This is a genomic window from Rhodopseudomonas sp., from assembly GCF_036404135.1.
Lineage (GTDB): Bacteria > Pseudomonadota > Alphaproteobacteria > Rhizobiales > Xanthobacteraceae > Rhodopseudomonas_A.
In genome coordinates, this window is record NZ_DASWPE010000076.1 from 1 (window position 1) to 4,502 (window position 4,502).

5 protein-coding genes and 1 tRNA gene are annotated in these 4,502 nt (G+C 67.3%); 1 reads left to right on the forward strand and 5 read right to left on the reverse strand.

Going from position 1 to position 4,502, the window contains the following annotated elements:
* The first annotated feature begins 37 nt into the window (after window positions 1–37).
* Window positions 38–124: transfer RNA gene (locus VGC77_RS08510), tRNA-Leu, on the forward strand.
* Between the two features lie 125 nt (window positions 125–249).
* Here the strand turns inward: VGC77_RS08510 and VGC77_RS08515 are convergent.
* The 5 genes from VGC77_RS08515 to nosD all read right to left on the reverse strand — a co-directional run.
* On the reverse strand, window positions 250–1,248 hold the full coding sequence (locus VGC77_RS08515) for an FAD:protein FMN transferase (protein ID WP_331171138.1): 999 nt from the start codon (window positions 1,246–1,248) through the stop codon (window positions 250–252).
* Between the two features lie 10 nt (window positions 1,249–1,258).
* Window positions 1,259–1,804, reverse strand: coding sequence for a nitrous oxide reductase accessory protein NosL (locus VGC77_RS08520; RefSeq protein WP_331171139.1), 546 nt, complete (start codon window positions 1,802–1,804; stop codon window positions 1,259–1,261).
* Window positions 1,801–2,628: an ABC transporter permease subunit gene (locus VGC77_RS08525; protein WP_331171140.1), complete on the reverse strand. Its 828-nt coding sequence runs from the start codon at window positions 2,626–2,628 to the stop codon at window positions 1,801–1,803. The genes VGC77_RS08520 and VGC77_RS08525 overlap by 4 nt, the downstream gene beginning before the upstream one ends.
* Window positions 2,625–3,536: an ABC transporter ATP-binding protein gene (locus tag VGC77_RS08530; RefSeq protein ID WP_331171141.1), complete on the reverse strand. Its 912-nt coding sequence runs from the start codon at window positions 3,534–3,536 to the stop codon at window positions 2,625–2,627. The genes VGC77_RS08525 and VGC77_RS08530 overlap by 4 nt, the downstream gene beginning before the upstream one ends.
* A partial coding sequence (gene nosD, locus VGC77_RS08535) for a nitrous oxide reductase family maturation protein NosD (RefSeq protein ID WP_331171142.1) occupies window positions 3,533–4,502 on the reverse strand: 970 nt, incomplete at its 5' end. The genes nosD and VGC77_RS08530, both read right to left, overlap by 4 nt.

The following is a 4,502-nucleotide window of genomic DNA, read 5'->3' on the forward strand; positions in this document are numbered from 1 at the left end:
TGACAAGCGCCCCCCCGATCCGTACTAACCCGCCCGGGCCCAGGTGGCGGAATTGGTAGACGCGCTGGCTTCAGGTGCCAGTGGCTTCACGGCCGTGAAGGTTCGAGTCCTTTCCTGGGCACCACTCGTGCTCATGCCCAAACATCGCGAGCTGCAGTTGCTGCAGGCCTCGCTGCTCCGCGACGCGGAGCGCGCCGCCGGCGATGCGGCAAACCCAGCGGCAGCCTCGCGCTCAGGCGCCGCCCGCTTTCACGCCCCGCAGCAGCTCAAGCGGCCCTCCAGATCCATCATCCGCGCCTGAACCCCCGGCCGCGCGCCGACGATGCGCTCGATGGTTTCGCGCGGCAGCAGGCTGAAGGCGGTCGACAGCGCGTCGGCTTCGGTGGCGGTCGGCGCCAGCACGCTGACGCTGCGATAGCGCGACGGACTGCGCCCGGTCTTGGGATCGAACAGATGGGTGAAGCGGCCTTCGTGATCGAAGCGGAAGCCGGCGCCGGCGGAGGTCGCCACCGCGCGGTCGACGATCTCGATGGTTTCGGTGAGCACGCCGACCTGGTCCGGATCGGCGAGCCCGATGCGCCATGGCGCGCCGTCCGGCCGCGCGCCGATGGCGCGGATTTCGCCCATGTCGACCAGCGTGGTGCTAAGCCCTGCGCCGCGCAGCAGCGCCACCACCTTGTCGGTGGCAAACCCTTGCGCGATGCCGTTCAGCGTGAGGCCGGCGCCGCGCCGGGTCAGCGCCACGCGATCCGGCGACACCGCGAGCCCGTCATGGCCGACCTTCGCCAGCGCCTCTGCCAATGAATCGGCCGACGGCCCCGCGGGATCCGGATGCTCGGCCGAAAAATGCGCGGCGTAGAGCGACCATAGCGGCTGCACGGTGGGATCGAACGCGCCGCCGGTGAGTTGCGCGAAGCCAAGCGAGGCCTGCAATAGCGCCACCATGTCGGGGTCGGGCGCCACCAGCATGCCGCGGCGGTTCAATTCGCAGATCGCCGAATCCGCCTGGTACAGGCTGAACTGTTGCTCCAGCCGCCGCACCTCGGCGATCGACCGCGCCACCAGCCGCGCCGCGGCGTTGCGGTCGGGGTGATAGATCTCCAACGAAACTTGCGCGCCGAGCGCCTGGCCCTGCCAGCGCAGCGGCTCGGCCGCACGCGCCATGCCCGCGCGTCCGATCATCGCGGCGCCGAACGCGGAGGCGGCGATGGTGATGACGCGCCGCCGCGTCAGATTTGGCTTCAGCATCGGCCGCTCCTCAATTGGTCCGCACGTCGGAAGGCTCCGGCGCGTTGGCGGCGGCCGGCGGCTCGCTGCCGAGCACATAGTCGGCGGGAATCTGATCGAACGTCACCACCTGCCCGCCATTCGCGGCGACGAAGGCCTCGGCCGCGGCGCGCTCGCCGAACGGCACCGCCTCGGCGGCGCCCATGCCGCCCTGCTTGCGGCTGCCGATCACGAACAGCGCTTTCTTGGCGTCGATCCAGTTGGTCTCGCCGGGTTGCTCCCAGCTCGGCGCGCGGCCCATGTCGGAGACGTAGATCGCGCGGATGTCGCGCGGCTGGTCCGGCATCAGTGTGAAAGCAACGGTGTCGCGCGCCGAGGAGAACCAATAGGGATCGATCCGGCTCGCGGTGAGGATCTGGCCCTTGGGGCCGGGATGCTCCATCAGGTTCATGCCGCAGAACACCCCCATGGCGTCGGCATTCAGCGCCACCGCCGGCGGCATGGTTGCGGCGGTCTCCTGCTTGCAGCCGGCGAGAGTAACGGCGGCGGCGAGCGCCAGGATCAATCGCAGTTTCATAATTCCCTCCGCGCAAATGACAGCATCGAGAGTGCGAGCGGCACCGCGATCCAGACCGACAGCCCGAGCAGCAAGGGCCACAGTCCGGGATTGGTGCTGCCGGCGAGCCCGGCCATGCCGGAAAACTGGCTGACGTTGAAGCCGGTCAAGTTGGTCAGCCGGTACAGGTCGGTCGGGTTGAGAAACAGCAGCGCGTTGAGCACCGGGCCGGAAATGATCCGGCCCTGATCGACCACGAGGATGCCGAGCAGCGCCATGTCGAACACCAGCACCATGATCAGCCAGACCCCGATCGACAGCCCCGCCGCGGTGCCGCGGTCGCGCACCAGGCTGGAGATGAGGTAGCCGATCGCCACGAACACCGCGCCCAGCATCACCGAGCTGCCGAGCATCGCGCCGAACGCGTACCAGCTCGCCGCCAGCGCCGAGGCGCCGGTCAGCATCAAAGCGAGGCCGGCGGCGCCGTAGCCGATCACGGTGGCGAAGGCCAGAATCAGCACATGGCCTGCGAATTTGCCGAGGATCACCTGGCCGCGGCCGACCGGATAGCTCAAGAGCAGAATCATGGTGCCGCGCTCCATCTCGCCGACCACGGCGTCGTGCGAGATCAGCAGCGCGATCAGCGGCAGCAGGAAGATGGTCAGGCTGGAGAGCGACACCACCACGACGTCGAGCGCGCCGGCGCCGACATTGCCGGTCGGCACGCTGCCGAGGAAGGTCAGCGACAGCGACAGCGCCGCCAGCAGCAGTGTGGTCGCGAGCACCCAGCGGTTGCGCAGGCCTTCCTGGATTTCCTTCATTGCGATGATGGCGATGGTTCTCATGCTGCGACCTCCTGCAGCCGAAGGAAATGCGCATAGAGATCGTCCAGCGTCGGCGCCGCGATCTCGATATTCTGCACGCGCGGATCGGATGAGGCCGAGCGCAGCAATTGCATTTTCTGCGCGTCGTCGCGCACCAGCACGACGCGCCCGTTCGCGCCGGAGGGCTCCGCATCGGCAAGCCAGGCCGGCAGCGCGGCGCCGGCCGGCGCGGCGATATCGATCGAAGCCCGGATCGGCAATTGCGAGATTGCGCGCAATTCCGCCATGGTGCCTTGGGCTGCGAGCACGCCGCGATTCATGATTAGCACGTGATCGGCGCGATCCTCGAGTTCGTTCAGCGCGTGCGAGGAGATCAGCACGGCGGCGCCGTCATCCTTGAGTTCGTTGAGGATCTCGTAAAAGGTCTGGCGCAGCGCCGGGTCGAGCCCGGTGGTGGGCTCGTCCAGCAGCAGAACGCGCAGCCGGCCGAGCAGCGCCTGCGCCAGGCCGAGCCGCTGCCGCATCCCCTTGGAATAGGTGCCGACCTTGCGATCGGCGGCGGCTTCGAGCCCGACGCGTTGCAGCAGCGGCCAGGCCGTCGCCGGCTTGATCTGCTTCAGCCGTGCATAGAATGCCAGCGTCTCGCGCCCGGTCAGCGCCGCATTGAAGGCGACGTTTTCCGGCAGATAGCCGAGCAGCCGGCGGCCAGAGAATTCACCGGCGGCGGGATCTTCGCCAAGCACATGAATGTCGCCGGTGTCGGCGCGGATCAGGCCCAGCATCAGTTTGATCAGCGTGGTCTTGCCGGCGCCGTTGTGCCCGACCAACGCGTTGATGCGGCCCGCGTGCAGTTCGAACGAGACGTTGCGCAGCGCCCGCACCTTGCGAAAGCTCTTCACCACCTGATGGACCGAGATCGTCGCTGTCATTGCGGCCCCCGTGTCGCCGACGGCTTCGGCGGCGGCGCGATCAGCGGGCGGCTGTCGACCACGCCTCCGGGATACAGCGCCGGGAACTGGCTCTGCGCCCAGCGCAACACCTGCACCGCCGGACTGTTGATCAGCACCTTTGCGGTCGGCGCGGTCCACAGCACGCGATCGACCAGATCGTTGGGGCGATAGGCGGTGTCGGCGATGCCGTCGCCGTCGAGGTCGAACGCCGGATTGTCGCTCCAGTAATTGCCGCGCCCGCCCTTCGACCAATCGAGATCGCGGGTGCCGACATATTTCACCTGGTTGCGGTTGCCGACGAAGGCGTTGCCGGTGATCTCGTTGCCTTCGGAGCCGGCGGTGAAATGCACGCCGATGCCGCAGCGCTCGAACCAGTTGTCGCGGAACTTGTTGTGGTTGGCGTTATAGATGAACACGCATTTCTCCGGACCCTCGCGCAGCGGCTGCGCCGAGCGGGTTTCCGGCAGCATGCCATTTTCGTCGGCCGCCGCGTCGTCGCCATTGTCACCGATGCCGGAGAGCGAACCGCCGCTGACCCGGTTGCCGCCGATATCGGCATAATTGGCGTAGTTGAACAAAAGTCCGTAGTCGCGGTCGCGATCGGAGATGTTGCCGCGGATGATCAGCCGGTTGGAATACATGATGGCGTAGCCGCCATGATTGCCGATCGAGACGTTGCCGGAGACTTCGCTGTCATTGGTGTACATGTAGTGCACGGCGAAGCGGACATTCTCGAAACGGTTGTTGATGAAGCGGTCCTTCAGGCTGCTGATGCTGAAGATGCCGTCGCGGCCGTAGCGGAAGCTGTTCTCGGCGATGGTGACGTCAGGCGCGTTCCAGACCGAGACGCCGTTGCCGGCCTCGTTGAGCCGGATATTGCGCAGGCCTTCGATGGTGTTGCGCTCGACCCGCGAACCCGGGGCGCCGTGGACGTAGACGCCGAAC